The sequence below is a fragment of the Pseudomonas sp. SM4 genome (assembly GCF_051913165.1).
In the GTDB taxonomy this organism is placed as follows: Bacteria; Pseudomonadota; Gammaproteobacteria; order Pseudomonadales; family Pseudomonadaceae; genus Aquipseudomonas.
In genome coordinates this window covers 163,660-186,966 of sequence record NZ_JBODOE010000009.1, presented here as the reverse complement: position 1 = coordinate 186,966, position 23,307 = coordinate 163,660, and the positions used below count along the sequence as shown (strand labels likewise).

The window sequence follows — 23,307 nt, the reverse complement described above, 5'->3', positions numbered from 1 at the left end:
TTTGTTGAAAAGGCTTGAATATTGGAATTAAGTGATTGAATTACTTATATATTTCTCAAGCTCATAAAACGCTGTAAAACGTGCATAAGTTTTTTTCGGATGTAAAAAAACCGGCTGATATAGCCGGTTTTTTTGTGCCTGATCACTCGGCGATCAGCGGCAGTTCCAGCAGGAACGTGGTGCCTTGATCGACCACACTCAGGCATTCGATTTTCCCGCCATGGTGATCGATCACTGCTTTGACCATCGACAGCCCCAGGCCCACGCCATCGATGCCCTGAGCCGAGGAAAAACGGCGGTACTGACTGAACAGATCGGGCAATTCATCGGCGGCGATGCCCTTGCCTTGATCCGACAGTTCGCAACGCAACCATTCCTCCTGAAAGCTCACATGCAACCGGACAGTGGTGTCTGGCGGACTGTACTTGATGGCGTTTTCCAGCAAGTTGAACAGCGCACGGGTCAGCAAGCCTTGGTCAGCCGAGATCAGCCGCTCCTGGGATTCCTCATCCATGTTGTGGAGCAGCTCAATGCGTTTCTGCTGGGCGATGGGCAGTGCCTGGTCCAGCACGTCCAGCACCAACATCGCGAACAGACTTGGCTGGAACTGGTACGCCTCGGATTCGGCCCTCGCCAGCAAAACAAAACCGTCAGTCAGATCCAGCGCGCGACGCACCTGACGTTCGATCTGTTCGAACAGCGGTGTATCGGCGCCAGCCTGGTGCCGGTGGACATCGAGCAAGGCAAGGATCGCCGAGTGCGGGGCACGCAGATCGTGCGAGAGGAACCGCAGCAGAACTCCGCGTTGCTCTTCGGCGGCCCGTTCGGCGCTGAGGTCGGTCAGGCTGAGCAGCCAGCCTATTGGGGTGTCGCCGTCCACCGGCAGCAACGCGGCACGCTCCAAGCGCAGGCTGCGCTCCTTGTTGTCGCGGAATTCCAGCAGCGGCAGGGCGGACAGCGTCGGTCGCGCCGCTGTGGATAATTCCGGATAACCCAGGCGCGCCAGCTGATCAAGCACGTCATCCCCCACCAGCGCATGATCAAACAGCGCGCGGGACTTGCGGTTACCCAACAGGATCTGCCCCTTGGGATCAGTAATCAGCGTGGCGACGGGCAAGTACTCTAGGCCATCGGCAATGAACCGCCGCGTATCGCGGGTACGGCTCATGGCCTGCTCAAGCGCCATGATCTGGCCCTGCAGGCGATCAGCGCCGGTGAATTGCGAGCGACGCCGTTCAGGAAACACTTTCGGTTCGCGATCCAGCCGCGCCAGTTCCCAACCGAAGTAGGTCAGCACCACGCTTAAGCGCCGCCAGTTCCAGATCAGATAACCGAACAACATCCCCAGCACCGCCGGTGTCGGCGACCACCAACGGCGCATTTCCGCTAACCCCGCACTGGCCAGCAGCGCGCACGCCATTCCGATCAACGTGATCCAGAGCGCCCAACGCGGACGCCATAACAGCAGGCCAAGACTGCCGGCGACCAAGGCAACCGACAACAGGGCGCCGATGGCGGGAGTCGCATCGTGCAAGTTGATCTGCGCGCGATAAGACAGCAGCGCAGTCAGCGGCAACAGCACTAGACTTATCCACAACCATTCGCGCACCAATTGGCGAAACAGGCGCTGCACCTGACTCGGCTCTCGGCTTTCACGCCGACGATCGTGGTTCATGTGGAAAAAGGGCAGGGCAATGTGAATGGTTTCATAGGCCACAGGTCTGAGACGTAGACCCGAAGAATCATAGCGGACGTCGACCAACGGCGGGCCGCTTACTTTCACTGCGGGGGCCGAGCGACTATGGTTGTCCGCCAACTGCCCAAGCAACAAGGAATAACCGCGAATGCGCGTTGCGATTCTGGACGACGAACCCGCCGAACTGCGCCGGGTCGAGCAAACCCTGCAGCAAATGGCCGATGCCGGCGAACAGCCGTGGTCACTGCACAGCTTCGAGCGTGGCGAAGACCTGCTGCGCCAACTGCGCCGGGAAACCTTCGACCTGCTGATCCTCGACTGGCAACTGCCCGACCTCACCGGCCTGGCCCTGCTGCGCTGGACCCGCGAACACATGGAAGCGCCACCAGCGGCGATCATGCTCACCAGCCGCGATGGCGAGAGCGATATCGTGCAGGCGTTGAATGCGGGGGCCGATGATTATGTGAGCAAGCCGTTTCGGCCGAATGAACTGAAGGCGCGGGTGGCTGCGGTGCTCCGACGGCATAGCCAGCAACGGGCGGCGGCGACGGAAGTGCTGAGCTTCAATGATTTGACGTTTGATGACGCTGAACTCACCGTCACTCGAGAGGGAAAGCCGATTGTCATGACCGAGCGCGAGTATCGGCTGGCGCGGTGTCTGTTCAGCAATCTCGGCCGGCCATTGTCGCGGGATTATCTGTACGAGCGGTTCTGGCCGCATGAGGAGATGGCTTCGTCGCGGCCATTGGATACTCATATCTATCGGCTGCGGAACAAGCTCGGGCTGACGGCGGATCGGGGTTGGCAACTGTTGACGATTTATGGGTATGGGTATCGGTTGGAGAGTGTGGCGTCGAACTCGCAGTAATGGTTCTGGCCGTTTCACTCTTCTTCGGCGCGACCCTTCAATTTTTTGATCGCAGATTCCAACTGCTTGATGCTGGTAGCCGGCATTGGAAGATCCTCTGGCATGGTGCCGCCAAGTTCGGAAATGGTTTCTCTGACTTTTCGACCAACCTGCAAGTGAACTTCGTTAGCTTGTTGCTTGCCCTGAACATTGTCGCGATGCAATTTATCTTCAGCCTGAGTCGCTCGAAATAAATTAGCGGCCAGTTCAGTCGAGCCCATGTGATCAAGAATTTTTTGGCTTTTTTTGAGGCCTTTGCGCTGGTGGATCGCTTTCTGATCAAGTCCTCCGTAGAGCCCTTGATATCCATGATTCTGGAAAACGGCGAAATCCAATTCTGTCTCAACGCCTGCCTGCTGTGCCGTTTCAACCAGAAGCTTGTTGTGCTCGCGCAACTCATTGCGCAGCAGCAAACGCTTCTGATCGTCCCTTAGACTTTGAAATTCGGCATCGTCTGTCAGCTCCTGACGTCGGGTCTGAATTGCAAAGTAGGTTTGCCCTGCGGCGATGACGGGCTTGGATGGATCTCCGTTCTGGACAACTAAATAGCAGGCATAGCGGGAGAGGTGAAAATCCTTCAGTTCTCGCAGAGAACCAGACCCCAAGGAGACCATTTTGCTGGCTTCAACAAAATGGTCGGATACCGAATGATCACCGTGTTCACAAGCTTGTATAGCCTTGGCGATAACGTTCTCGAAGTTACGCCACGTTCTGTATTCCAGCAGCGGAGCAAGGTCTCGGGCAGACCACTACTCCACTCCACCGTCGGTTCGGTACTTGAGGCCTTCAAACGTCTGATGCTGTTCGCTCAACGGTAAATCCTCTACTGGATGAATAAGTCGAAAGTAGCCAGACAGAGCGTTGCACTGACGCGAGGAGTTATCAATCCGGAAAACATGTACATACAAATCATGACGCAGACTTGTATGTATGGAGGGATGCTTGAAAACGTAAAAACCCCGATGAGCCAAAACTCACCGGGGTTTATTTTTTACTTCAAGCCCGAACAGAATTCGTTAGAAATCCAGGTTCGAAACCGCCAACGCATTGCTCTCGATGAAGTCACGACGAGGTTCGACCGCATCACCCATCAGGGTGTTGAAGATCTGGTCTGCGCCAATGGCGTCTTCGATGGTGACTTTCAGCATGCGGCGCACGCTTGGGTCCATGGTGGTTTCCCACAGCTGATCCGGGTTCATTTCGCCCAGACCTTTGTATCGCTGAATGGTGTGGCGCTTGGTGCTTTCAGCCATCAGCCAGTCCAGTGCTTCCTTGAACTCGGTGACTGCTTTCTTGCGTTCGCCACGCTGGATGTACGCGCCTTCGTCGAGCAGGGTGCTCAACTGAGCACCGAGGGTGACGACGGTTTTGTAGTCGTTGCTGCCGAAGAAATCGCGGTTGAAGGTGACGTAGTTCGACAGGCCGTGGGAGATCAGTTCGACCTCTGGCAGCCACACGCCACGTTCGCGGTCTTCACGCAGACTGGCCTTGTAGACCAGACCGGATTTTTCCACGGTACGCAGACGCGCTTCGTACTGGGCCAGCCACTCTTGCATCGCTGCGTGGTCGCCGAGCTTTTCCAGGCTCACGGCCGGCAGGTAGATGAAGTGCTCGGTCAGTTCCTGCGGGTACAGGCGCGACAGACGCTTGAGCGTCTTCATCACCATGCGGAAGTCGTTCACCAGACGCTCAAGCGCTTCACCGGAAATGCCCGGGGCTTCTTCGTTCAGGTGCAGGCTCGCATCTTCCAGGGCCGACTGCGTCATGTACTCTTCCATGGCGTCGTCGTCTTTGATGTATTGCTCTTGCTTGCCTTTCTTGACCTTGTACAGCGGCGGCTGAGCGATGTAGATGTAGCCACGCTCGATCAGCTCCGGCAACTGACGGAAGAAGAAGGTCAGCAGCAGGGTACGGATGTGCGAACCGTCGACGTCAGCATCGGTCATGATGATGATGTTGTGATAGCGCAGCTTGTCGATGTTGTACTCGTCGCGACCGATACCGCAGCCCAACGCAGTGATCAAGGTGCCCACTTCCTGGGAAGAGATCATCTTGTCGAAACGCGCTTTCTCGACATTGAGGATCTTGCCCTTCAACGGCAGGATCGCCTGGGTCTTGCGGTTACGTCCCTGCTTGGCAGAGCCGCCCGCGGAGTCACCTTCCACGAGGTACAGTTCGGAGAGCGCCGGGTCTTTTTCCTGGCAGTCAGCGAGCTTGCCTGGCAGACCGGCGATGTCCAGCGCGCCTTTGCGGCGGGTCATCTCACGGGCTTTACGCGCGGCTTCACGGGCACGGGCAGCGTCGATCATCTTGCCGACGACCAGCTTGGCTTCGTTCGGGTTTTCCAGGAGGAAGTCGGAGAAGTACTTGCCCATTTCCTGTTCGACCGCGGTCTTCACTTCGGAAGAGACCAGCTTGTCTTTGGTCTGCGAGCTGAACTTCGGATCCGGCACTTTCACCGAGATGATCGCGGTCAGGCCTTCGCGCGCATCGTCACCGGTGGTGGCGACTTTGTGCTTCTTCGCCAGGCCTTCGGCTTCGATGTAGGTGTTCAGGTTACGCGTCAGTGCCGAACGGAAGCCCACCAGGTGAGTGCCGCCGTCGCGCTGTGGAATGTTGTTGGTGAAGCACAACAGGTTCTCGTTGAAGCTGTCATTCCACTGCAGGGCGATTTCCACGCCGATGCCGTCTTCACGCTGAATGTTGAAGTGGAACACCTGATTGACCGCAGTCTTGTTGGTGTTCAGGTATTCAACGAACGCACGCAGGCCGCCTTCGTACTTGAACAGCTCTTCCTTGCCGCTGCGCTCATCCTTGAGGACGATGCCGACACCGGAGTTGAGGAAGGACAGCTCACGAATACGCTTGGCCAGGATGTCCCAGCTGAAGTGAATATTCTTGAAGGTGTCAGCCGATGGCTTGAAGTGAATCTGGGTGCCGGTGGTTTCGCTGTCGCCAACGATGGCCATCGGTGCCTGAGGCACGCCGTGGACGTAGGTCTGTTCCCAGATCTTGCCGCTGCGGCGAACGGTCAGTACCAGTTCTTCGGACAGCGCGTTCACTACCGAAACACCTACACCGTGCAGACCGCCGGATACTTTGTAGGAGTTGTCGTCGAACTTACCGCCAGCGTGGAGGACGGTCATGATGACCTCGGCGGCGGAAACGCCTTCCTCTTTGTGCACGTCTACCGGGATGCCACGACCGTTGTCTTTAACGGTGATGGACTCATCCGGGTGGATGATGATGCTGATATCGTCGCAGTGGCCAGCGAGGGCTTCGTCGATCGAGTTGTCGACCACTTCGAACACCATGTGGTGCAGACCGCTGCCATCGTCGGTGTCACCAATGTACATACCGGGACGTTTGCGTACGGCATCCAGGCCTTTCAGCACTTTAATGCTCGTTGAGTCGTACGTATTTTCTTCGCTCAATGCCTTCACTCCCGATGGTCGTGGGTCTGGGTGATACGGCCCTGTTCCACGTGGAACAAAGCGACTGGCGTTTCCGTCTGCCAGCCTTCCCTCAATAATTCGTGATCTACACAGGTGATAAACACCTGGCAGCGTAAGTCTTCCAGCAAGCGGCACAGCGCGCGACGGTGGCTCTCGTCCAGCTCGGACGGCAAGTCATCCACCAGATAAATACACTGACCGCGGCGGGCCTGGCTGACCAGGTGACCTTGGGCAATCCGCAGTGCACAGACCACCAACTTCTGCTGACCCCGGGACAAAATGTCCGCGGCGTTGTGTGCGCCCAATCTAAGACGCAAATCAGCCCGTTGCGGTCCGGCCTGGGTATGACCCATTTGCTGATCCCGTTGCAGGGACCCAGCCAGTACGGCGCTCAATTCCCGGTCTTTGTCCCAGCCTCGGTAATAGCTGAGCGTCAAACCTTCGAGCTCAACCAGTTCGCTCAAGGTTTGTTCAAAGACTGGTTTCAAGGCTTTGATGTAAGCGCGGCGGTATTCATCGATTTCAGCGCTGGCCTGGCACAGTTCCCTGTCCCAAACCGCTTGCGAAACGGCGTCAAGTGTACCATGCCGCAGCCAGGAGTTTCTCTGGCGCAAGGCCTTCTGCAAACGCTGCCAGGTAGCCATGAACCGTGGCTCAACGTGGAACACGCCCCAGTCGAGAAACTGCCGGCGAATCTTCGGTGCACCTTCGAGCAGGCGGAAGCTGTCGGGGTTGATCAACTGCAGTGGCAGTATCTCCGCAAGCTGTGCTGCGCTGCGGGCGTTCTGCCCGTCGATGCGGATCTGGAACTCGCCTTGACGATCGCGCGAGATTCCCAACGCACTGTGGCCACCCTCGGCCAATTCAACCTGACCAAACACGGTACAGGCGAGTTGTTCGTACTGGATGACCGGCAACAGACGCGTGCTACGAAACGAACGGGCAAGCCCCAGCAGATGAATGGCTTCCAGAACACTGGTTTTGCCGCTGCCGTTGGCGCCGTAAAGAATGTTGATGCGGGGGGAAGGGGAGAAGGTCACCGGGTGCAGATTGCGCACCGCGGTGACCGAAACACGACTTAAGGACATCCAGGGTCAGCTGATTACAGACGCATCGGCATGACAACGTAAGCCGAATCGTCGTTGTCAGACTCTTGCACCAGCGCACTGCTGTTGGAGTCGGACAGGATCAGACGAACCTGCTCGGTGGTCATCACGCCCAGCACGTCGAGCAGATAGCTCACGTTGAAACCGATTTCCAGCGAGCCGCCGTTGTATTCAACGCCCACTTCTTCTTCCGCTTCTTCCTGCTCCGGGTTGTTTGCCTGGATTTTCAGCTGACCGTTGGCCAGTTGCAGACGGATACCACGGTACTTCTCGTTGGACAGAATCGCGGTACGGCTGAACGCTTCACGCAACGCCTGGCGATCGCCCAATACCAGCTTGTCGCCGCCCTTCGGCAGCACGCGCTCGTAATCCGGGAACTTGCCGTCGACCAGTTTCGAGGTGAAGGTGAATTCGCCGGTAGTGGCGCGGATGTGGTGCTGGCCGAGAACGATGGCAACCGTGCCCTCCGGCTCAGTCAGCAGGCGCGCCAATTCCAGAATACCTTTACGCGGAACAATGACCTGATGACGATCAGGGTGGTCGATCGCGGCTTTCATGCTGCACATGGCCAAGCGGTGACCATCGGTGGCAACGGCACGCATCAGCCCACTCGACACTTCCAGCAACATGCCGTTGAGGTAGTAACGGACATCCTGCTGGGCCATGGCGAAGCTGGTGCGCTCGATCAAGCGACGCAGTTTGCTTTGCTCAAGGCTGCAAGTCAGCGAGCCCGGACCTTCTTCAACGGTCGGGAAATCGTTGGCGGGAAGCGTCGACAGGGTGAAACGGCTACGGCCAGCCTTCACCACCAGCTTCTGCTCGTCGACCTTGATGTCGATCAGCGCATCGTTAGGCAGGCTTTTGCAGATGTCCATCAGCTTGCGCGCAGGCACGGTGATGGAACCTGTTTCCGCCGGCTCTTCAAGTTGCACACGACCGACCAGTTCGACTTCGAGGTCGGTACCGGTCAGCGACAGTTGCTGGCCTTCGACTACCAACAGCACGTTGGACAGTACCGGCAAGGTCTGTCGACGCTCGACGACGCCTGCGACCAGTTGCAGGGGTTTCAACAGGGCTTCGCGTTGAATGGTGAAATGCATGGTCTAGTCCCTTGCCTTAATAAGCTGCGCTGGTGTTCATCAAGTGGTCAGTGTACGCAGCAGGTTCTTGTAGTCCTCGCGGATGTCCGCGTCGGATTCCTTAAGTTCGTTGATCTTGCGGCAGGCGTGCAACACGGTGGTGTGGTCACGGCCGCCAAACACGTCGCCGATTTCCGGCAGGCTGTGGTTGGTCAGTTCCTTGGACAACGCCATGGCCACCTGACGCGGGCGCGCTACCGAGCGCGAACGGCGCTTGGACAGCAAGTCCGAGATCTTGATCTTGTAGTACTCGGCGACGGTGCGCTGAATGTTATCCACAGAGACCAGTTTGTCTTGCAGCGCCAACAGGTCTTTCAGGGATTCGCGAATCAACTCGATGGTGATGTCGCGGCCCATGAAGTGCGAGTGGGCGATCACGCGTTTCAGCGCGCCTTCCAGCTCTCGGACGTTGGAGCGAATGCGTTGGGCAATGAAGAACGCGGCGTCGTGCGGCAAGTCGACTTTGGCCTGGTCAGCCTTCTTCATCAAGATCGCGACGCGGGTTTCCAGTTCCGGCGGCTCGACGGCAACGGTCAGGCCCCAGCCGAAGCGGGATTTGAGACGTTCTTCAAGGCCTTCGATTTCTTTCGGGTAGCGGTCACTGGTGAGAATGACCTGCTGGCCACCTTCGAGCAGGGCGTTGAAGGTGTGGAAAAACTCTTCTTGCGAGCGCTCTTTGCGAGCGAAGAACTGAATGTCGTCGATCAGCAAAGCATCCACCGAACGGTAGAAACGCTTGAACTCGTTGATCGCGTTCAGTTGCAGCGCCTTGACCATGTCAGCCACGAAGCGCTCGGAATGCAGGTACACGACCTTGGCATTCGGGTTCTTCTTTAATAGGTGGTTACCCACAGCGTGCATCAAGTGGGTTTTACCCAGGCCGACGCCACCATAAAGGAACAGTGGGTTGTAGCCGTGCTTTGGGTTATCCGCCACTTGCCAGGCCGCCGCACGGGCGAGCTGGTTGGACTTACCTTCGACGAAGTTTTCAAAGGTGAAGGTGCGGTTCAGGTAGCTGGTGTGTTTGAGCGCACCTTCGACCTGCACGGTGCGCTGTTCGGCGCGAACCGGCGCCTGTTGCGAAGCCGCGCCGGACATTGGGTCGAAACTGTCGCGAGACGGTTCGTCGTTGACTTCGGGGCTCTTCTGCGTCGAGCGCTTGGCCGCCGGTACTGGCGCTTGCGTAGGTGCCGGTGCGCTCACAGGTGCGGCATTTGCCTGGGCCTGGGAAACCTGCGCGGCCGCCAGCGGCGCGTTCGGTGCGGCACGCGGAGCGGAACTGCGTTTGCTGCCTATTAATAAGGAAAGCGCGGGCGCCATGCCGTTGCCATGCTCATCCAGCAGTTCAATAACGCGGCCCAGATACTTTTCGTTGACCCAGTCCAGCACAAAACGGTTCGGTGCGTAGACGCGCAACTCGTCGCCTTCGGCTTCGACCTGTAGTGGACGGATCCAGGTGTTGAATTGTTGGGCAGGCAGCTCCTCGCGCAAAAGCTCCACGCACTGCTGCCAAAGTTCCACTGACACGGATATCCCCTAAGTTGAAAGCCGGTGAGGCAAAAACAAGCGGCCATTGTAGCGGCGAGCCGCCCACTTATCCACATGCAGGTTGCGCGGTGACCATGATTTATCAATGCGTTAACCGACGAGAAAGCGACCAACGGTGTGTGAATAAGCTCTGTGGATAACCGCCTCTAAGGGCACTGGACAACTGGGGGTTGAACTCGGTGGATAACCTGCCTGTGGATAACAGGCCATTCCACACACAGGTTATCCGACAGTGCAGCACAGGCTGAACACGGTTTTCCACTGTAGTTGTCATTCGCTGTACATCAGGTGAAGCAAGGCCTGATGGCAGTTATCCACAGAGGAGGGCGTGCCTAGCTTTTATAAGCTTTACAGAAAAGCTTTAAATAATTCCCTTCTTTATTTTTATGTATGGCGAGCGGGTGATCAGGCAAAGAACACCTCGAGATCTATTTATAAGGAAACGCTGGTTGGAAATTGACCTGAGGGCTTGCTTTCTCTAGAATCCCCGGTCTCTTAAAACGGGGGCCATTCCGGCCCGTTGTGGACGAACCAGGTAACACGACAATGAAACGTACTTTCCAACCAAGCACTATCAAACGCGCCCGTACCCACGGCTTCCGTGCTCGCATGGCTACCAAGAACGGCCGTGCTGTCCTGTCGCGTCGCCGCGCCAAAGGTCGTGCGCGTCTGGCAGTTTGATAATCCGGTACTGGAGGTGAGTCAGGACTTCAGTCGGGAAAAGCGTTTGCTTACCCCCCGGCATTTCAAGGCAGTCTTTGACTCCCCTACCGGCAAGGTTCCGGGGAAAAATCTCCTGCTCCTTGCACGCAACAACGATCTTGATCACCCCCGTCTCGGGCTGGTTATCGGGAAAAAGAGCGTAAAGCTCTCCGTTGAGCGCAATCGCCTCAAACGTTTGATGCGCGAATCGTTCCGTCTGCACCAGGATTCACTGGTCGGCTGGGACATCGTTATCGTCGCGCGCAAAGGTCTGGGCGATGTAGAAAACCCCGAATTGATTCAGCATTTCGGCAAGCTCTGGAAGCGTCTGGCACGCAGCAAGCCAGTTCCAGAAGTCAAAACCGAAACTGTAGGGGTAGACAGTACCGATGCGTAAACTGGCCCTCGTTCCGATCCAGTTTTATCGCTATGCCATTAGTCCTTTGATGGCCAGCCACTGTCGTTTCTACCCCAGTTGTTCCTGCTACGCGTATGAAGCCATCGAAAATCATGGCCTTCTGCGCGGTGGCTGGCTGACCTTTCGTCGTTTAGGTCGCTGTCATCCGTGGAATCCCGGTGGTTATGACCCGGTTCCACCTATCCCTACCTCCCGTTCTTCTTCGATGGCCGAGTAATCATGGATATCAAACGCACGATCCTGATCGTCGCCCTGGCAATCGTGGCCTACGTTATGGTCCTTAAATGGAACCAGGACTACGGTCAGGCTGCCCTGCCGACTCAGAATGTTGCTTCCAGTACGACTACATCCGGTTTGCCGGACACCGCCACTGGCAATAATGCTGCCGCCAGTGACGATATTCCGCGCGCCGCTAGCGATACCAGCGCACCTGCCGAAACGCCGGTAGCCGCCAGCAAGGATCTGATCCAGATCAAAACCGACGTGCTCGATCTCGCGATCGATCCACAAGGTGGTGATGTTGCTCAACTGACCTTGCCTCTGTATCCACGTCGTCAGGATCGTCCTGATGTTCCGTTCCAGCTGTTCGATAACGGCGGCGAACGTGTTTATCTGGCCCAAAGCGGTCTGATCGGCACCAACGGCCCGGACGCAAATCCGGCCGGTCGTCCGATCTACTCCTCGGAGAAGAAGACTTATCAACTGGCTGACGGTCAGGACCAACTGGTCGTAGACCTGAAGTTCAGCAAGGACGGCGTCAATTACATCAAGCGTTTCACCCTGAAACGCGGCCTGTATGATGTAGCCGTTTCCTACATTGTGGATAACCAGAGCGCTCAGCCCTGGAACGGCGCAATGTTTGCTCAGTTGAAGCGTGATAACAGCGCTGACCCTTCGTCCACCACTGCTACTGGCACCGCGACTTACCTGGGCGCTGCCCTGTGGACAAGTTCGGAGCCGTACAAGAAAGTGTCCATGAAGGACATGGACAAGGCGCAGTTGAAAGAAACCGTCACCGGTGGTTGGGTAGCCTGGCTGCAACACTACTTCGTGACCGCGTGGATTCCGGCGAAGGGCGAAAACAACGTCGTTCAGACCCGTAAAGACAGCAAAGGCAACTACATCATCGGTTACACCGGTCCAACACTGACCGCTGCACCAGGTGCCAAAGTTGAAACCAGCGCTGTGCTGTATGCCGGTCCGAAAAGCCAGGCTGTGCTGAAAGAGTTGTCCCCAGGTCTGGAACTGACCGTCGACTACGGCATTCTGTGGTTCATTGCCCAGCCAATCTTCTGGTTGCTGCAACACATCCACGCGATCGTTGGTAACTGGGGCTGGTCGATCATTTTCCTGACCATGCTGATCAAGGGTCTGTTCTTCCCTCTGTCGGCTGCCAGCTACAAATCGATGGCGCGCATGCGTGCCGTTGCACCGAAACTGGCTGCTTTGAAAGAACAACATGGCGATGACCGGCAGAAAATGTCGCAAGCCATGATGGAGCTGTACAAGAAAGAGAAGATCAATCCGCTGGGTGGTTGCTTGCCAATCCTCGTGCAGATGCCGGTTTTCCTTTCTCTGTACTGGGTTCTGCTGGAAAGCGTGGAAATGCGCCAGGCGCCGTTCATGCTGTGGATCACGGACCTGTCGATCAAGGATCCGTTCTTCATTCTGCCGATCATCATGGGCGCAACCATGTTTATCCAGCAGCAGCTGAACCCGACTCCTCCGGATCCGATGCAGGCGAAGGTCATGAAAATGATGCCAATCATCTTCACCTTCTTCTTCCTGTGGTTCCCGGCGGGTCTGGTGCTGTACTGGGTTGTGAACAACTGCCTGTCCATCACCCAACAGTGGTACATCACACGTAAGATCGAACGGGCTACCAAAGCAGCCGCTTGATTTACACTGTGGATAACCACTCAAAACGCCCCCTAGTGGGGCGTTTTGCTATCTGTCATTTCTGTCTGGATTCCGGTTAATGAGCGTACCTCGTGAAACCATCGCCGCTGTCGCCACCGCTCAAGGTCGTGGTGGTGTGGGCATCGTCCGTATTTCCGGGCCGTTGGCCAGCGTGGCGGCAAAAGCCATCAGCGGCCGCGAACTGAAACCGCGTTACGCCCATTACGGCCCGTTTTTCACTGACGACAAACAGGTGCTCGACGAAGGTCTGGCGCTGTATTTTCCCGGGCCGAACTCGTTCACCGGTGAAGACGTTCTGGAATTACAGGGCCACGGCGGCCCGATCGTTCTGGACATGTTGCTCAAGCGCTGCCTGGAACTGGGCTGCCGTCTGGCGCGCCCGGGGGAATTCAGCGAACGCGCCTTCCTCAATGACAAACTCGACCTGGCGCAAGCCGAGGCGATTGCCGATTTGATCGAAGCCAGTTCTGCACAGGCTGCACGTAATGCGCTGCGTTCTCTGCAGGGCGCGTTCTCGCAACGTGTGCATAACTTGACCGAACAGCTGATCGGCCTGCGCATCTACGTCGAAGCCGCCATCGATTTCCCGGAAGAAGAAATCGACTTCCTCGCCGATGGCCATGTGCTGAGCATGCTCGACAAAGTGCGCGATGAATTATCCACAGTGCTGCGCGAAGCCGGGCAGGGCGCGTTGCTGCGCGATGGAATGACCGTGGTGATTGCCGGTAGGCCGAATGCTGGCAAGTCGAGCTTGTTGAATGCGTTGGCAGGACGGGAAGCGGCAATCGTTACCGAGATCGCCGGCACCACTCGCGACATCCTCCGTGAACATATCCACATCGACGGCATGCCGTTGCACGTTGTCGATACCGCTGGCCTGCGTGATACCGATGATCATGTGGAAAAGATCGGGGTTGAACGGGCATTGAAAGCCATTGGTGAAGCCGACCGAGTGTTGTTAGTGGTCGATGCGACCGCGCCGGAAGCGCTGGATCCGTTTGCCCTGTGGCCGGAATTCCTCGAAACCCGGCCGGATCCGGCCAAAGTCACCTTGATCCGCAACAAAGCCGATCTAACTGGCGAGGCCATTGTTCTGGAAACCAGTGAAGACGGGCACGTGACCATCAGTCTCAGCGCCAAGTCGGCCGGTGAAGGTCTGGACCTGTTGCGCGATCATCTCAAGGCGTGCATGGGTTACGAGCAAACCTCGGAAAGCAGTTTCAGCGCACGCCGCCGGCATCTGGAGGCTTTGCGCCACGCCAGTGCGGCACTTGAACACGGCCGCGCCCAGCTGACCTTGGCTGGCGCCGGAGAGTTACTGGCGGAGGATTTGCGCCAGGCTCAGCATTCTCTCGGCGAAATAACCGGGGCTTTCAGCTCTGATGATCTGTTGGGACGAATTTTTTCCAGTTTCTGTATCGGCAAATGAAAAAAGGGGCTGTGGACAATTTATCCACAGCCCCTTTTTCGTTTTACCAGTTATAGGAAACCGTACCGAGCAGGGTGCGATCTTCACCCCAGTAGCAACGGCCAGCATCGTTGCAACCCGACACATACTCCTTGTCGAACAGGTTCTTCGCATTCAGGTCGACGCTCCAGTGCGTATCGATCTGATAACCGATGGCCGCATCCACCAAGGTGACGTCGCCGGCATCCAGCTTCCCGTACAGAGAAGGCGATGTGTAAGCGAAGGCACTGTCGAAATAACGCACACCGCCACCCACATACAAACCTTTCAGATCGCCATCGAGGAAACGGTATTTCGCCCATACCGAGGCCTGATTACGCGGCACGCCGGTCATTTGATGGCCTTTGACCAATGACGTCGCGGCATCCTTGGTGATTCGCGCGTCGGTGTAGGTATAAGCCGCAGTGACGTTGAGGTTCTGGGTCAGGTTGCTGTTGAGTTCCAGTTCCACACCCTTGGAACGGCTTTCGCCCACTTGGCGATAACTCGACGTGGTGGCGTCGAAGTAGGTGTCGTCCTTTTTGCGCAGGTCATACACCGATGCTGTGAAGGCAGTGTCCCAGCCGATCGGTTCGTACTTCAGGCCCACTTCATATTGGCTGCTGGTGATCGGGTCGAGTGGCGCGCCGGCATTGGAAATCTGCTGCACCGGCACGAACGAGGTGGAATAGCTGACATACGGCGTCATGCCATTGTCGAACTGATACATCACCCCGCCCTGATAGGTGAACTTCTTGTCCTCGGAACTGATGTCGCTCGACTGAGCGACCTTGTCGCGAAAATCACTGTCGACCCAATCCTGACGGCCACCGAGCAGGAACAGCCAATGGTCATACTTGCTCTGGATCTGTGCATAAACCCCTTTCATCTGTTGCTCAAGCAAGGTGTTTTGCACGGCAATCGGTGTGGTTGGATCACGCAGGTATACCGGGTTATACACATCAATCGGCCCGACGATGCCGGCGTTCCAGTCCTGATTGAACGAGGTACGGTCATAGCTGGCGCCGAACAGCACGGTGTTCTCCAGACCACCGACCTGGAATTTGCCTTCCAGCTGGTTATCCAGCGAGTACACCATCGATTTGTTGAAGCGATCGTACGCCGTCATGTTCAGGCGTGTGCCAAACCCGGCGTTGTTGAGGTTGCCCGGCCAGGTTTCGTGGCGGGTAATGCGCGACTGCATGTAGCGCGAATTCTGGCGGAACTGCCAATCGTCGTTGAACGAGTGGCTGAACTCGTAACCTGTGCTCCAGGTTTCCCGTTCGAAGGTATTCCAGTCCGGGTCGCCGAGCATGGTGCCTTTGGATAACTTGCCGTTGGGGTTGGTCAGCAAAGTCCCGGCGGCCGGTAGGCCAAGTTCCATGTTGGTGTGATCCTTCTGGTAGTTGGCCAGCAGGGTCAGCGTGTTGTAATCGTCGAAATTCAGGGTCAGCGATGGCGCGATGTAGATACGGTCATCCGGAACGTGATCGGTCTGGGTGTCGGACTTGCGCCCAAGCATCACCACGCGCCCGAGCACGTTGCCGCTGTCATTGAGCGGGCCGGAGACATCAACGCCGATCTGCCGGCGATTGTTCGATCCATAACCCAATTGCACTTCGCCTTGCGGTGCGGCGGTCGGTCGTTTGCTCACCAGATTGACCAGACCGCCCGGAGCGTTTTCCCCATACAGCAGAGAAGATGGGCCGCGGAAAATCTCTACCCGCTCCAGCCCGTAAGGCTCGGTGCTGGTGTCATAACGATTGCCCTGAACGCGTAGTCCATCGCGCAACAGACCGTAGCCGTAATCGGTGGCGTTGAAACCGCGAATATAGAACAGGTCTCCGGCCAGGCTGTCGCCGGCGGCAAAGGGTGGCGCGAAGATTCCCGGCACGTAGCCGAGCACTTCGGTGAGCGTCTGAGATTTCTGATCCCTCATGCGTTGGGCGGTGACGACTGACACTGAGCGCGGCGTTTCCGACAAAGGCGTACTGGTTTTCGTACCGATCCGGCTGTTCTGCGCCTTGTAGCCGACGTCGGCGGCGTAATCCAGATTCATCGGGTTGGCCAACTGACCATTGATGTTGGTTGGGGCCAGTTCCAGCGAGTCACCATTGGATAGAGCCTGCAGAATGTAGCTGCCCGGCGCTTGGGGTACGGCTTGCAAACCCGAGCCTTGCAGCAGTTGGGCGAATCCCTGGTCGACGGTGAAATTGCCGTTCAACCCGGCACTGCGCAATCGGCTGGTTTGTTGCGGCGAGAATGACAGGATCACGTTTGCGGCCGAGGCGAACTGGCTCAATGCATTGTCCAGCGGGCCGGCGGCGATGGCATAACGCTGGGCTGCCGATGCAGCAACGGCGTTATGGCTAACCACCAGGCAGGAAGCGGCACTGGTCATTAGGAGGCTGTAAGCAATGCAGTGGTAGGAAAAACGCTGACGAAACGTGGGAAGACGCATGTGTGGATAAGCCCTGAAGGTGGCAAAGAGCCGCGTTTATCGCGATTACCTGTAGGGCCGGGTAAGGGCAAAAAAAGATAACCCTGTTGTCGATTTATTTTGCCCAAGTGACATTTCGGTCAAGCGTTGTGGCTGATCGAAACCCAGTAACGGCTGAAGTAGCGCACGTTGATCGGCAGTGATGCCTGAAGATTGGCCAGGACAGCGTCGGTTGAATTGAGGCGGAATGTCCCGGAAACCCGCAACTCCCGGGCACGCGCGTCGCAATGCAAAATCCCGCTGCGATAACGGCCCAATTCTTCAATCACATCGCCCAAGCGCGCATCGAGGACGATCAATTGGCCGTTGATCCACGCCACTTCGGAGGATTTGAATGGATGAATGAGCCCTATGTGCTGACGATCAAAATCAGCGCCTTCGCCTGCCTGCAAGATTTTTGCGGTCGTTGAAGTATCACCGGGCTGAACACTGACCCGGTCTTCCAGCACTCCAACTCGGGTAGAACTCGATAGCTGGTGAACGGAGAAACGAGTGCCGAGTGCTTGAATCCGGCCATCCCGGGTTTCGACGAAAAAGGGCCGTTGATCACCCAGCTTTCCGGTTTGAATGAGGATCTCGCCGGAGCGCAGGCGAATCAGCCGCTGCGCCGGGTCGAAAGACACATCAATCGCAGTGTCGGTGTTGAGTTGAATGTGGCTGCCATCCGCCAATGTGATATTGCGACGCTGGCCAACGCCGGTTTTATAGTCGGCCCAGACATTTCCCAAGGAAGTGTGTTGCTGAACATTCCAGCCTACAAACCCCGTTCCCGCTGCGAGCAGCAACAATTTCAGCACTTGGCGACGTTGCTGACCGGTATTTAATGCGCGACGTTTCAGATCCTGTGGCAGCGTGCCGAGGTGGCGCTGCAATTGTTCCATCTGGTTCCACGCCGCCAGATGCGCCGGGTCGCTATCTATCCACAACTGCCAGGCCTTTTGTTCGGCGAGCGTTGGCGGATCAGCCTGAAACTGCACATACCAACTGGCGGCTGCTTCGAAGATCTGGCGATTGGGGGCGATGGCCATCAACGTTGCGCCATGATCAGGGCACATTCCGTCAGCGCTCGGATCATGTGCTTCTTCACCGTGGTCAGCGAAACCTTCAATTGCTGAGCGATCTGTTGATAAGTCAGGCCATCGATCTGCGAGAGCATAAAGATTTTTTGGCTTCTGGCGCCAAGCCCGGCCAAGGCTTTATCCACAGCGACCAGGGTTTCGATGATCAGCGCCTTGTCTTCCTCGCTGATGGCAGTGGCTTCCGGTCGAGCCGCGAGGGTCTGCAAATAGGCGGCTTCGATAGCCTGTCTTCTATAGCGGTCAATCACCAGACCGCGTGCAATGGTCGCCAGATAATCACGTGGCTCGCGAATCTGTGCGGCATTACGTGCCGCCAGAATCCGCACGAACGTGTCATGCGCCACATCGGCTGCATCGCAGGCGTCATGCAATTTTCCCTTGAGCCAGCCATGTAGCCACGAATGGTGTTGCTCGTAGATTCGCTCGATCGCAGCAGTGTGGGCGGGTAGGGACATGGGGAAAACTGACGAGTTAATGATAATGCCTATTATTAGCCCCTGTTACGTTCTCTCACAATAGCCCGCGCACTTCCCTCCATCGGCTTCTTTATCGCCAGCGAACCCTCGCTGTGTTTTTTTTGCACTCTGGAAAGGCGTTTTATCGTTTTTCTGTGGATTAAGCCCTGTGAATAACTGCCACTAAGGGCAGTTGATAACAGGGCCTGAAAACTGGACATAAACCCCTCTGTGGATAACCACCCATTTCATCCACAGGCTTAAACCGGTTATCCAAGGCCCTCATTGGCACATGAACACAGGGTTTTGAATCTCTGTACATATTGAAAACAAAGGCCTGTAGAGATCTATCCACAGAAAGTAGGCTCAGTAGAAATAAACATAAAAACAAAGGTTTTATAAATTTCTCTCTTTTTTATTCTTTTAACCTCGAGTTCTCCACAGCTGGTTAAATTTTGTGCAAAGGGTTCTTTAGGAAGGGCGAAGTCCCTATACTTGTCGACCAGGTTCAAAAACCTGATCTCAAACTATTCCTGAATTACCTACTTAAGCAGGCACGAGGTGCGTGGTGGATTTCCCTTCCCGTTTTGAAGTGATCGTCATCGGCGGCGGTCATGCCGGTACCGAGGCAGCACTGGCCTCAGCACGTATGGGGGCAAAAACCCTGTTGCTGACGCATAACGTGGAAACCCTCGGTGCCATGAGTTGCAACCCGGCCATCGGTGGCATTGGCAAAAGCCATCTGGTCAAGGAAATCGATGCCCTCGGCGGCGCGATGGCCACAGCTACCGACTTGGGCGGCATCCAGTTTCGTGTGTTGAACAGCCGCAAAGGTCCAGCTGTACGGGCGACCCGTGCGCAAGCTGACCGGATTTTGTACAAGGCCGCTGTCCGCGAAATTCTGGAAAATCAGCCGAACTTGTGGATATTTCAACAAGCTGCTGATGACCTGATCGTCGAGCAGGAACAAGTCCGCGGTGTTGTCACGCAAATGGGTCTGCGGTTCTTCGCCGATTCCGTGGTGTTGACCACCGGTACGTTCCTCGGCGGACTTATCCACATCGGTTTGCAGAATTTTTCCGGCGGTCGCGCCGGTGATCCACCGTCGATCGCCCTGGCTCACCGTCTGCGTGAGATGCCACTGCGTGTCGGTCGCTTGAAAACCGGTACACCGCCGCGTATCGACGGCAAATCTGTGGATTTCTCGGTGATGACCGAGCAACCGGGCGATACGCCGATCCCGGTGATGTCGTTCATGGGCAACAAAGAACAGCATCCACGCCAGGTCAGTTGCTGGATTACGCACACCAACGCACGTACCCACGAAATCATTGCTGCGAATCTCGATCGTTCGCCGATGTATTCCGCTGCCGGTGAAATCGAAGGCATCGGCCCGCGCTATTGCCCGTCGATCGAAGACAAGATCCATCGCTTTGCCGACAAGGAAAGCCATCAGGTGTTTATCGAGCCGGAAGGTTTGACCACCCATGAGCTGTATCCGAACGGGATATCCACAAGCTTGCCGTTCGACGTGCAATTGCAGATCGTGCAATCGATCCGTGGCATGGAAAACGCGCACATCGTGCGTCCGGGTTATGCGATCGAGTACGACTACTTCGATCCGCGAGATTTGAAGTACAGCCTCGAGACCAAAGTCATCGGCGGTCTGTTCTTCGCCGGGCAAATCAACGGCACCACCGGTTACGAAGAGGCCGGCGCGCAAGGTTTGCTCGCTGGCGCCAACGCCGCACTGCGCGCCAAGGGCAAAGAAGCCTGGTGCCCGCGTCGCGATGAAGCCTACATCGGCGTGTTGGTCGACGACCTGATCACCCTCGGTACCCAAGAGCCGTACCGTATGTTCACTTCCCGTGCCGAGTACCGCCTGATCCTGCGCGAGGACAACGCCGACCTGCGTTTGACCGAAAAAGGTCGCGAGCTCGGTTTGGTCGATGACGCGCGTTGGGCGGCCTTCTGCAAGAAGCGCGAAAGCATCGAACTCGAAGAGCAGCGCCTGAAAAGCACCTGGGTTCGCCCGAACACGCAGCAGGGCGATGCGATTGCCGAGAAATTCGGCACGCCGCTGACCCACGAATACAACTTGCTCAACCTCTTGAGCCGTCCGGAAATCGACTACGCTGGTCTGGTCGAAGTGACCGGCAACGGCGCCGAAGATCCACAGGTCGCCGAGCAGGTTGAAATCAAGACCAAATACGCCGGTTACATCGACCGTCAACAGGACGAAATCGCCCGTCTGCGCGCCAGTGAAGACACGAAATTGCCTGTGGATATCGATTACACCAACATTTCCGGTCTCTCCAAGGAGATCCAGAGCAAGCTCGGCGCGACTCGACCAGAGACGCTGGGCCAGGCTTCTCGGATCCCGGGCGTGACCCCGGCAGCGATTTCGCTGTTGATGATTCATTTGAAAAAACGCGGCGCGGGCCGTCAGTTGGAGCAAAGCGCTTGAGTTCTAAGGTCACTTCGCAACACGCCGAAGAGTTATCCACAGGAGCCCGCGAGCTCGGTGTTAATCTCACTGAAACCCAGCACGGGTTGCTGTTGGGTTATCTGGCCCTGTTGATCAAATGGAACCAGGCCTACAACCTGACCGCGGTGCGCGATCCGGACGAAATGGTTTCGCGCCACTTGCTCGATAGTCTCAGCGTGATGTCGTTCATCGAAAACGGTCGTTGGCTCGACGTCGGCAGCGGCGGCGGCATGCCGGGGATCCCGTTGGCGATCCTGTATCCGGACTCGCAAGTGACCTGTCTGGACAGCAACGGCAAGAAAACCCGCTTCCTGACCCAGGTCAAACTCGAACTCAAACTGGATAACCTGCAAGTTATCCACAGTCGTGTCGAAGCTTTCCAGCCTGCAGAGCCGTTCAACGGGATCATTTCCCGGGCGTTCAGCAGCATGGAGAACTTCACCAACTGGACTCGCCATCTCGGCGATGCCGATACACGCTGGCTGGCAATGAAGGGCGTTCATCCGGCCGATGAGCTGGTAGCATTGCCGGCAGACTTCAAACTCGATAGCGAACACGCCCTGGCCGTACCCGGTTGCCAAGGCCAACGCCATCTGCTGATACTGCGCCGCACGGCATGATTGGGAACACAAGCAAGAATGGCTAAGGTATTCGCGATAGCGAACCAAAAGGGTGGTGTGGGCAAGACCACCACCTGCATCAACCTCGCAGCATCCCTGGTCGCGACCAAGCGCCGGGTGCTGTTGATCGATCTCGATCCACAGGGCAACGCCACCATGGGTAGCGGTGTGGATAAACACGGCCTGGAAAACTCGGTCTACGACCTGCTGATCGGCGAATGCGATCTGGCCCAGGCCATGCACTATTCCGAGCATGGCGGTTATCAACTGCTGCCGGCCAACCGCGATCTGACGGCGGCTGAAGTGGTGCTGCTGGAAATGCAGATGAAGGAAAGTCGTCTGCGCAGCGCGCTGGCGCCGATCCGTGAAAACTACGATTACATTTTGATCGACTGCCCGCCGTCGCTGTCGATGCTGACGCTGAACGCACTGGTCGCTGCTGACGGGGTAATTATCCCCATGCAGTGCGAGTACTTTGCGCTCGAAGGTCTGAGCGACCTTGTGGATAACATCAAGCGCATCGCCGAACTGCTCAATCCGAACCTGAAAGTCGAAGGTTTGCTGCGCACCATGTACGACCCGCGCCTGAGCCTGATGAACGACGTTTCGGCGCAGCTCAAGGAACACTTCGGCGATCAGCTTTACGATACGGTGATCCCGCGCAACATCCGTCTGGCCGAAGCGCCAAGCTACGGCATGCCGGCGCTGGCTTACGACAAGCAATCGCGCGGCGCCCTGGCTTACCTGGCCCTGGCCGGCGAGATGGTTCGTCGTCAGCGCAAAAATTCACGCATCGCCGCCGCTCAGGCAACTTAAGGAATCCCCATGGCCGTCAAGAAACGAGGTCTCGGACGTGGACTGGATGCACTGCTGAGTGGTCCGACCGTCAGCGCGCTGGAAGAACAAGCCGCGCAGGCTGACACCCGTGAGCTGCAGCACCTGCCGCTGGATCTGCTGCAGCGTGGCAAGTACCAGCCGCGTCGCGACATGGATCCGCAGGCGCTGGAAGAGCTGGCGCTGTCGATCAAGGCACAAGGCGTGATGCAGCCGATCGTGGTGCGCCCGATTGGCGGTGGCCGCTTTGAAATCATCGCCGGTGAACGCCGCTGGCGCGCGAGCCAGCAGGCCGGCCAGGAAACCATCCCGGCGATGGTCCGTGATGTACCGGATGAAACCGCGATCGCCATCGCGCTGATCGAGAACATCCAGCGCGAAGACCTCAACCCGATCGAAGAAGCGGTGGCCTTGCAGCGTTTGCAGCAGGAATTCCAGCTGACGCAGCAACAGGTCGCCGAGGCGGTGGGCAAGTCCCGCGTCACAGTGGCCAACCTGTTGCGTCTGATTGCGCTGCCGGAAGTCATCAAGACCATGCTGTCCCACGGCGACCTGGAAATGGGTCATGCCCGTGCATTGCTCGGTCTGCCGGACAATCAGCAGGTCGAAGGGGCGCGACATGTTGTCGCACGCGGCCTGACCGTGCGCCAAACTGAAGCACTGGTTCGCCAGTGGTTGAGTGGCAAACCGGAGCCTGTGGAAGCCAGCAAACCCGATCCGGATATCGCCCGCCTCGAACAGCGTCTGGCCGAGCGCCTAGGCTCTGCGGTGCAGATTCGCCACGGCAAGAAGGGAAAGGGTCAGTTGGTGATCGGTTATAACTCGCTCGATGAGCTTCAAGGTGTGCTCGCACACATCCGCTGAAACATTTCCTCATGTAGCGCGCAGTCGGAAATCACTACCTGACAGTTGAATAGGGGCAGAACCGCCCCTATACTCTGCGCGCATTTTGTCGGCACAAATTATGCCAAGTTATTGAATTCTGGCAGCCGA

The 23,307-nt window shown here is 57.0% G+C and carries 18 protein-coding genes and 1 pseudogene; 10 read left to right on the top strand and 9 right to left on the bottom strand.

All coding sequences use genetic code 11. The features are described 5' to 3' along the window. Positions 1–142: 142 nt before the first annotated feature. The gene (locus ACQ4MY_RS18335) at positions 143–1,675 is read right to left on the bottom strand and encodes an ATP-binding protein (RefSeq protein ID WP_440096096.1); all 1,533 of its coding nucleotides are present in this window, start codon (positions 1,673–1,675) and stop codon (positions 143–145) included. A 169-nt stretch (positions 1,676–1,844) separates the two neighbouring features. Between ACQ4MY_RS18335 and ACQ4MY_RS18330 the strand changes: the two genes are divergently transcribed. Beyond that, positions 1,845–2,564, top strand: coding sequence for a response regulator transcription factor (locus ACQ4MY_RS18330; protein WP_242207938.1), 720 nt, complete (start codon positions 1,845–1,847; stop codon positions 2,562–2,564). 14 nt (positions 2,565–2,578) lie between these two features. Here the strand turns inward: ACQ4MY_RS18330 and dinD are convergent. The 5 genes and pseudogenes from dinD to dnaA form a co-directional block, all read right to left on the bottom strand. Then, a pseudogene (dinD, locus tag ACQ4MY_RS18325) lies at positions 2,579–3,340 on the bottom strand (DNA damage-inducible protein D); the annotation flags it as partial. Between the two features lie 279 nt (positions 3,341–3,619). Continuing rightward, positions 3,620–6,037: a DNA topoisomerase (ATP-hydrolyzing) subunit B gene (gene gyrB, locus ACQ4MY_RS18320; protein ID WP_008084382.1), complete on the bottom strand. Its 2,418-nt coding sequence runs from the start codon at positions 6,035–6,037 to the stop codon at positions 3,620–3,622. A gap of 5 nt (positions 6,038–6,042) precedes the next feature. Further along, positions 6,043–7,146: a DNA replication/repair protein RecF gene (gene recF, locus ACQ4MY_RS18315; RefSeq protein WP_007911886.1), complete on the bottom strand. Its 1,104-nt coding sequence runs from the start codon at positions 7,144–7,146 to the stop codon at positions 6,043–6,045. A gap of 14 nt (positions 7,147–7,160) precedes the next feature. Next, positions 7,161–8,264, bottom strand: coding sequence for a DNA polymerase III subunit beta (gene dnaN / locus ACQ4MY_RS18310; RefSeq protein WP_008084384.1), 1,104 nt, complete (start codon positions 8,262–8,264; stop codon positions 7,161–7,163). A gap of 39 nt (positions 8,265–8,303) precedes the next feature. Next, a complete protein-coding gene (gene dnaA / locus ACQ4MY_RS18305; protein ID WP_440096044.1) occupies positions 8,304–9,830 on the bottom strand; it encodes a chromosomal replication initiator protein DnaA in 1,527 nt (508 codons plus the stop codon). A gap of 567 nt (positions 9,831–10,397) precedes the next feature. Here dnaA and rpmH point away from each other — a divergent pair. The 5 genes from rpmH to mnmE all read left to right on the top strand — a co-directional run bounded on the left by rpmH (position 10,398) and on the right by mnmE (position 14,320). Beyond that, a complete protein-coding gene (gene rpmH / locus ACQ4MY_RS18300) occupies positions 10,398–10,532 on the top strand; it encodes a 50S ribosomal protein L34 (RefSeq protein ID WP_003213577.1) in 135 nt (44 codons plus the stop codon). A 16-nt stretch (positions 10,533–10,548) separates the two neighbouring features. Further along, positions 10,549–10,950, top strand: a complete 402-nt coding sequence (gene rnpA, locus ACQ4MY_RS18295) for a ribonuclease P protein component (RefSeq protein ID WP_016984072.1) — start codon at positions 10,549–10,551, stop codon at positions 10,948–10,950. Then, complete coding sequence (gene yidD / locus ACQ4MY_RS18290; RefSeq protein ID WP_010465488.1) at positions 10,943–11,188, top strand: membrane protein insertion efficiency factor YidD; 246 nt, start codon at positions 10,943–10,945, stop codon at positions 11,186–11,188. The genes rnpA and yidD overlap by 8 nt, the downstream gene beginning before the upstream one ends. A gap of 2 nt (positions 11,189–11,190) precedes the next feature. Beyond that, the gene (gene yidC, locus ACQ4MY_RS18285; RefSeq protein ID WP_008084390.1) at positions 11,191–12,870 is read left to right on the top strand and encodes a membrane protein insertase YidC; all 1,680 of its coding nucleotides are present in this window, start codon (positions 11,191–11,193) and stop codon (positions 12,868–12,870) included. A 79-nt stretch (positions 12,871–12,949) separates the two neighbouring features. Beyond that, entirely contained in the window at positions 12,950–14,320 is a 1,371-nt protein-coding gene (gene mnmE, locus ACQ4MY_RS18280; RefSeq protein WP_008084392.1) for a tRNA uridine-5-carboxymethylaminomethyl(34) synthesis GTPase MnmE, read from the top strand. A gap of 43 nt (positions 14,321–14,363) precedes the next feature. Here mnmE and ACQ4MY_RS18275 read toward each other — a convergent pair whose 3' ends face one another. The 3 genes from ACQ4MY_RS18275 to ACQ4MY_RS18265 all read right to left on the bottom strand — a co-directional run bounded on the left by ACQ4MY_RS18275 (position 14,364) and on the right by ACQ4MY_RS18265 (position 18,372). After that, positions 14,364–16,799 carry a TonB-dependent siderophore receptor gene (locus tag ACQ4MY_RS18275; protein WP_440096043.1) on the bottom strand — a complete coding sequence of 812 codons (2,436 nt, stop codon included), beginning with the start codon at positions 16,797–16,799 and terminating at the stop codon, positions 14,364–14,366. A gap of 119 nt (positions 16,800–16,918) precedes the next feature. Continuing rightward, positions 16,919–17,866, bottom strand: a complete 948-nt coding sequence (locus tag ACQ4MY_RS18270; protein ID WP_440096042.1) for a FecR domain-containing protein — start codon at positions 17,864–17,866, stop codon at positions 16,919–16,921. Beyond that, positions 17,866–18,372, bottom strand: coding sequence for a sigma-70 family RNA polymerase sigma factor (locus tag ACQ4MY_RS18265; protein WP_440096041.1), 507 nt, complete (start codon positions 18,370–18,372; stop codon positions 17,866–17,868). Before ACQ4MY_RS18265 ends, ACQ4MY_RS18270 begins: the two co-directional genes overlap by 1 nt. A gap of 568 nt (positions 18,373–18,940) precedes the next feature. Between ACQ4MY_RS18265 and mnmG the strand changes: the two genes are divergently transcribed. From mnmG to ACQ4MY_RS18245, 4 genes are read left to right on the top strand one after another with little or no spacing between them, the layout of a single operon-like run. Next, entirely contained in the window at positions 18,941–20,839 is a 1,899-nt protein-coding gene (mnmG, locus tag ACQ4MY_RS18260) for a tRNA uridine-5-carboxymethylaminomethyl(34) synthesis enzyme MnmG (protein ID WP_008084400.1), read from the top strand. After that, on the top strand, positions 20,836–21,480 hold the full coding sequence (gene rsmG, locus ACQ4MY_RS18255) for a 16S rRNA (guanine(527)-N(7))-methyltransferase RsmG (protein WP_440096040.1): 645 nt from the start codon (positions 20,836–20,838) through the stop codon (positions 21,478–21,480). Before mnmG ends, rsmG begins: the two co-directional genes overlap by 4 nt. An 18-nt stretch (positions 21,481–21,498) precedes the next feature. Next, the gene (locus ACQ4MY_RS18250) at positions 21,499–22,296 is read left to right on the top strand and encodes a ParA family protein (protein WP_008084406.1); all 798 of its coding nucleotides are present in this window, start codon (positions 21,499–21,501) and stop codon (positions 22,294–22,296) included. 9 nt (positions 22,297–22,305) lie between these two features. Beyond that, the gene (locus tag ACQ4MY_RS18245; protein WP_158830524.1) at positions 22,306–23,178 is read left to right on the top strand and encodes a ParB/RepB/Spo0J family partition protein; all 873 of its coding nucleotides are present in this window, start codon (positions 22,306–22,308) and stop codon (positions 23,176–23,178) included. The last annotated feature ends 129 nt before the right edge of the window (positions 23,179–23,307 follow it).

Bases quoted from the DNA above. Each gene is read 5' to 3' on its own strand.
- dnaN (WP_008084384.1), bottom strand. From the start codon at position 8,264: ATGCATTTCACCATTCAACGCGAAGCCCTGTTGAAACCCCTGCAACTG.
- yidD (WP_010465488.1), top strand. From the start codon at position 10,943: ATGCGTAAACTGGCCCTCGTTCCGATCCAGTTTTATCGCTATGCCATT.
- yidC (WP_008084390.1), top strand. From the start codon at position 11,191: ATGGATATCAAACGCACGATCCTGATCGTCGCCCTGGCAATCGTGGCC.
- ACQ4MY_RS18270 (WP_440096042.1), bottom strand. From the start codon at position 17,866: ATGGCCATCGCCCCCAATCGCCAGATCTTCGAAGCAGCCGCCAGTTGG.
- ACQ4MY_RS18265 (WP_440096041.1), bottom strand. From the start codon at position 18,372: ATGTCCCTACCCGCCCACACTGCTGCGATCGAGCGAATCTACGAGCAA.
- ACQ4MY_RS18250 (WP_008084406.1), top strand. From the start codon at position 21,499: ATGGCTAAGGTATTCGCGATAGCGAACCAAAAGGGTGGTGTGGGCAAG.
- rpmH (WP_003213577.1), top strand. From the start codon at position 10,398: ATGAAACGTACTTTCCAACCAAGCACTATCAAACGCGCCCGTACCCAC.
- ACQ4MY_RS18335 (WP_440096096.1), bottom strand. From the start codon at position 1,675: ATGAACCACGATCGTCGGCGTGAAAGCCGAGAGCCGAGTCAGGTGCAG.
- mnmE (WP_008084392.1), top strand. From the start codon at position 12,950: ATGAGCGTACCTCGTGAAACCATCGCCGCTGTCGCCACCGCTCAAGGT.
- ACQ4MY_RS18275 (WP_440096043.1), bottom strand. From the start codon at position 16,799: ATGCGTCTTCCCACGTTTCGTCAGCGTTTTTCCTACCACTGCATTGCT.
- ACQ4MY_RS18330 (WP_242207938.1), top strand. From the start codon at position 1,845: ATGCGCGTTGCGATTCTGGACGACGAACCCGCCGAACTGCGCCGGGTC.
- ACQ4MY_RS18245 (WP_158830524.1), top strand. From the start codon at position 22,306: ATGGCCGTCAAGAAACGAGGTCTCGGACGTGGACTGGATGCACTGCTG.
- recF (WP_007911886.1), bottom strand. From the start codon at position 7,146: ATGTCCTTAAGTCGTGTTTCGGTCACCGCGGTGCGCAATCTGCACCCG.